Consider the following 4,451-nt stretch of genomic DNA (forward strand, 5'->3'; position numbering starts at 1 on the left):
TGGCAATGCAATCACCCGTGCATAAGGGGGTGCTCATGCACATATTTATTATAAGGAATGGCTTTTGCTATTTCAACATATAATTAGCTGTGTAGAACATTTTTTTCTGCTTGGAGAACCAAGCGGATTTCAAACCGATTCGCTCTGGGTAGTGGCTAAGTTCAGTCCCCGGCATATAAGTTAAGATTTCCCCACCATTCAAATCTTCGTTATCCCAAAAAATGGCAAAGGCTCGAATCGTAGCGGAATACTTATCGGTCCCTTTGATGGCTTTTACATTTCTCAAAAAGCCATGATAAATATAGCCTGTCACCCACTTGCCATTCTGTTTGACTTTGGTTTGATACCAATATTTGTTAAATTTGCGTACTTGGATAGGTGTGCCCGTTTTCCATAATCTAATAGGTTTTTGACTCTTGAATTGGGGCTTAGGCATGAGTGGCGCTACATCTTGAACCGTTGCACGAATTGCGTTTGGGTTCCCCGTTGAACCTTTCGATGCCGCCACTATGTCTTTTTCAAACTGAGCTTTCGAAATACCCCACTGTTTCAAATAACCATAGGGATCTGTATGCGTAGTTCCTCCGAGCTTTGCCCGTATCCAGTTATGCGATTTAATCCCTCGATTTCCTACACCATTTCCGCTATCCAATGTGATGGGAATACCCGCTTCTTTAGCCAAATTAACCAGTAATTGGCAATAAGCTGCATAGTCTTTTTGGAAAGTCGCCTTATCTTTTGCCCGACAGAGTTCCACTTGAGCATAGGCGTAGGCGTTTCCTTTCGTGCCACATCCCCAGCTCGCATAGCCAGTAGGTGCAATCTGAACCACGCGTCCGCCACCACCGACAAAATGAGTTACAAATGCGTTTTGCCAGTTTCGAGACATATAAGCCACTTCGTTGTCAATTGTTGAATTTGGATTAGAAGTTTCATGTGCAACGACAAAGTTTTTCGCTTTTAGTTTTGTTTTTGGAAGTCCGCTGATTAATTTCTTTTCGATTTGATACGCCATTATTCGTCCTCTCCTTTTAAACTCTCTTTACTTAGAGATAAGTCGCTATCCCCTAGACCCTTTGTCGTTGGATCAACGTAAGTAGCAATTAATGCAGAAAGCACTGCAATGATTGCCGCAGGGCTTTTTAGAAAGGTCATGAATGACAGTCCCAACTGTGTCCAGCTATCTAAGTCTGACACCTGAAACCCGCCTGCACTCCAAATAATAGTAATGACTGGAATAATGGCTAATAGCCATGTCCGCCAGCTTTTGAGTCTGATTTTCCAATTGATTTTCATTATTTTTGTTCTCCTTTCATTTCCGCGATATGTTTCCAAATTGTTTTGTCTTCTTTTTTCAGTAAAGCAATTTCTCTTTCTGTGTCTGCTTGGTTCTTGTCAATTTTCGTATGAATAGCCCCTCTGTCTGCTTTTGACTCTTTCATATCCTCACGTAACTCTTGAATCGTGATATTTAAATTGTCAATGGACTTATTCGAATCTTTGACCATGGAAGTCAACGGACTAATAATCGAAAACTTAATAACAAAGCCCCCAACCGTTCCCACAAACACAAGTAAGCTGATAAGCTCACCTATTGATAATCCCCAAATTCTCATACGCTCACCCCAAAATAAAAAGCCTATTCGACTTCTTCTTCTTTTGCTTTAAAAATTTCATTTGCTTGTTCCTGCGTGATTTTTTTGAGCTTTACAAACTTGTTGACTTCTTCAACGCCATAATAACCGCCCAAATAATACTCCTTCACTTTTTCAAACCAATCAATGGCCATTCAAATAACCCCCGATTCTACTAGTGTTAATAATAAGTCTGCTTGATCTTGTTTGACGCTCTCAGAACTTGCTTCAACCTCTGCAATTTGTAAAAGAGTATCTGCATTCTCTTGTTTAAGCTTGTCGATCTCCGAAGGTTCGGCGGGCTCTAATGTGCTCGGGTCATCGCCTACGCTCCACTCCTGATTTTCTACGTTAAAAACGGGGTTGATTGAAGGTACAGGCGGCGCAATGCTCGTGTATCCTTCTGGTAGCTCCTCACCATCTTCAATAAAAATCAAGTCATCGCGTTCAAACACGCCGTTTTTATCATATTTATAAACTTTCATTATGCTGTCACCTCTTTTGTAAAGTAAGAAATGCCATCGAGACCCGTGTTGACATCTGCGGCACCAACCGCCACGATATTAATATCTCCGCCACTCGATAAATAAATGTTTGCGTGATTGCTTGCGGCTGTAGATTGTTGTGCGCCTGAAAAAAGTTTATTCCAATCCGTGTCAGGCGCTAACATCGCTGGAACTGTCGCGCAAATGCCCGTTCCTGTTCCTGTCCCCTTCGCGACTATTCCGCCGATCATGACAAGATAACGATTCCCCACCTTTATATAACTCGCCGTAAGTGTTCTGGAGGCAGTAAATCCATTTTTAGGTGTCAAAGTAACCTTTTGAACCGTTAACGCGCTATCAAAGTAAGCTTTTGCATCAGTCAACGCTTTATCTGCTTTCGCTTGAGCATCAGAAATAGAAGCGAGTTCGCTCCACCCATTCGCATCTGTCTTAGAGTGAATGTAAGGCGCATTGTTCAGAAAGTAGCGAGTAAACACTCGACCTGCATAGTGCATGTACATCTGAATCACTGATGACGCAGAACGACGAATAGAATAGAGCGAACCTTGCGTATCTGTTTTTAACACTACAGGTGCATTCTGTGCAGAGGCATTTACATAGTAATCTTTCCCAAAATCAAGCGCTGTGTTTAAATCGGGTACGGCGTATACTTCATCTGTTAGTGTGTAGCCGTTATTTACTTTTATTGAAGCTGTAACACCATCTCTTTTTACTGAAATCGCACTTGTTGGCGTGATGGTTCCCTTTGCGGGCTTTTTAACACCATCAATCGTTGACTGGCTACTTGTGTAGCTTGCAGGTGCCCACCCTCGAACGTAAGTATTAAGTGACGTAATCGGCTCTAACCCAAATTCGCCATCTTCACTTTGTACACCTTCACCGCCAACAGTCATTTCTAAGCGTTTCGACCACACGCCAAATTCTTCTGCAAAGTCCATGGTGATAACTGTACCATTTGGCTTTGCCCCCACATAGTGGAATAAATAGCCATAGCGCACGTTAAGCGCTTCTTGAGCATCTAGATTGACAGAACCCGTGAACGTATCCCCTGTCTTTTTTGCAAATTGTTCTGGATTTATACTATTAAACTTCTGTTCAAGCTCCTGTGCTTCTTTCTGGAGCTCTGCTGTATCTGTCTGAAGTTGAGTCACTTTTTCTTCTAATTCTGATTTTAGATTCTCGAATTGATCCAGATACTCACTTTTAATATCTTCAAGATCAGAAATATAAACATTTTCGATTATGTCTAGATCCTGATCGATTAAAGCTTGGTCAATATGGAAAGAAAATTTATGGACGGAAAGAGATTGTTTCCCCTCGTTGTTATAGTGAATGTAAACTTCACCATCCACTTTCCCATAATGTTTTACCTCATCAGGTGTTAGCAAGTAAGAAACGGTACTCTTTTCTCGGTCTACTTCCATATCCTTCTTGACCTTTAGTTGATTTCCGACCAAGTAAATAACCGCCTTAGCTGGTTCAGAAAGTGGCAATAGTGTACCATCTTTTTTCACAACAAATCGAAGAAATGCGGTGTTTTCATCTTGTGTTGAAAAAGTTGCTTTCAAATTAATGGGTTGAACACCGTACACGCTCACATCGAGTTCAGACTGCACTTTTTTATAGACACTATTTAGCTCATTCATGCTCTCACTTCACCGCCTCCGCTTGGTCTATTCGGTGTATCTGCTCCCCAAGTGATGTTATTAGCATTGTAGATCACCGATGATTGCGGATAAAGACCGATGGCACTATTCGCTCCGTGCGTAGTCCCTTGCGCGATCACATCCGCCGCATTGTAACCTCGAATATCTACATTCTGGCTGGCGAAGTAACAGCTATTCACATCTGCCTTACAAGCATCAATAAACACAGCAGTAAATGGATCGATTGCTTTGGTGCTATACGCCATTCTGCATTTTTGCACACGAACAAATCCGCAACGGCTTGCACGAATGAAATAATTCTTAGTAGTCCCTACCGTATTTGTTTCCTCAAGACCAGAAATATATACGCTTCCTACGATATCTTCTAAATAAAGACTTCTCACTTGGATTCCTGTTGAACCTTTTGACGGGTCAACCGTTGCATAATTCGTTGACAGTATATTGATCTTTGCGCCATTAATATTTGTCATCACAATATCTTCATCATATTTGCCGGGGTTTAGCCAAATGTAGACTGTTGTACTTAACAATCGTGGCAACATCGAAACGGCTTTTGTAACCGTTTTGAATGGGCTATCAATTGCACCTGTTCCGTTTACGTCATCACCCTTACCAGAATCCACAAAGTATTCAATTGTTCCTTG

The 4,451-nt window shown here is 41.6% G+C and carries 6 protein-coding genes and 1 pseudogene; all 7 read right to left on the reverse strand.

The window, feature by feature from the left end; all coding sequences use genetic code 11:
* Positions 1-67: 67 nt before the first annotated feature.
* Positions 68-1,015: an N-acetylmuramoyl-L-alanine amidase gene (locus tag HCK02_RS13225; protein WP_167630571.1), complete on the reverse strand. Its 948-nt coding sequence runs from the start codon at positions 1,013-1,015 to the stop codon at positions 68-70.
* The gene (locus HCK02_RS13230) at positions 1,015-1,296 is read right to left on the reverse strand and encodes a phage holin (RefSeq protein ID WP_167630572.1); all 282 of its coding nucleotides are present in this window, start codon (positions 1,294-1,296) and stop codon (positions 1,015-1,017) included. The genes HCK02_RS13225 and HCK02_RS13230 overlap by 1 nt, the downstream gene beginning before the upstream one ends.
* Positions 1,296-1,616 (reverse strand): hypothetical protein, encoded by a 321-nt coding sequence (locus HCK02_RS13235; RefSeq protein WP_167630573.1) that lies wholly within the window; start codon positions 1,614-1,616, stop codon positions 1,296-1,298. The genes HCK02_RS13230 and HCK02_RS13235 overlap by 1 nt, the downstream gene beginning before the upstream one ends.
* 23 nt (positions 1,617-1,639) lie before the next feature.
* A complete protein-coding gene (locus HCK02_RS13240) occupies positions 1,640-1,789 on the reverse strand; it encodes an XkdX family protein (protein WP_167630574.1) in 150 nt (49 codons plus the stop codon).
* Positions 1,790-2,119: a hypothetical protein gene (locus HCK02_RS13245; protein WP_167630575.1), complete on the reverse strand. Its 330-nt coding sequence runs from the start codon at positions 2,117-2,119 to the stop codon at positions 1,790-1,792.
* Positions 2,119-3,786, reverse strand: coding sequence for a BppU family phage baseplate upper protein (locus HCK02_RS13250; RefSeq protein ID WP_167630576.1), 1,668 nt, complete (start codon positions 3,784-3,786; stop codon positions 2,119-2,121). Before HCK02_RS13250 ends, HCK02_RS13245 begins: the two co-directional genes overlap by 1 nt.
* Positions 3,783-4,451: pseudogene (locus HCK02_RS13255) on the reverse strand (hypothetical protein); the annotation flags it as partial. The gene HCK02_RS13250 and the pseudogene HCK02_RS13255, both read right to left, overlap by 4 nt.

Origin of the sequence: Listeria valentina (assembly GCF_011800755.1) — a bacterium.
GTDB lineage: Bacteria > Bacillota > Bacilli > Lactobacillales > Listeriaceae > Listeria > Listeria valentina.

What these genes read in the sequence shown, in the direction of transcription:
- HCK02_RS13225 (WP_167630571.1), bottom strand. Translation starts at nt 1,015, where the DNA reads ATGGCGTATCAAATCGAAAAGAAATTAATCAGCGGACTTCCAAAAACA.
- HCK02_RS13230 (WP_167630572.1), bottom strand. Translation starts at nt 1,296, where the DNA reads ATGAAAATCAATTGGAAAATCAGACTCAAAAGCTGGCGGACATGGCTA.
- HCK02_RS13235 (WP_167630573.1), bottom strand. Translation starts at nt 1,616, where the DNA reads ATGAGAATTTGGGGATTATCAATAGGTGAGCTTATCAGCTTACTTGTG.
- HCK02_RS13240 (WP_167630574.1), bottom strand. Translation starts at nt 1,789, where the DNA reads ATGGCCATTGATTGGTTTGAAAAAGTGAAGGAGTATTATTTGGGCGGT.
- HCK02_RS13245 (WP_167630575.1), bottom strand. Translation starts at nt 2,119, where the DNA reads ATGAAAGTTTATAAATATGATAAAAACGGCGTGTTTGAACGCGATGAC.
- HCK02_RS13250 (WP_167630576.1), bottom strand. Translation starts at nt 3,786, where the DNA reads ATGAATGAGCTAAATAGTGTCTATAAAAAAGTGCAGTCTGAACTCGAT.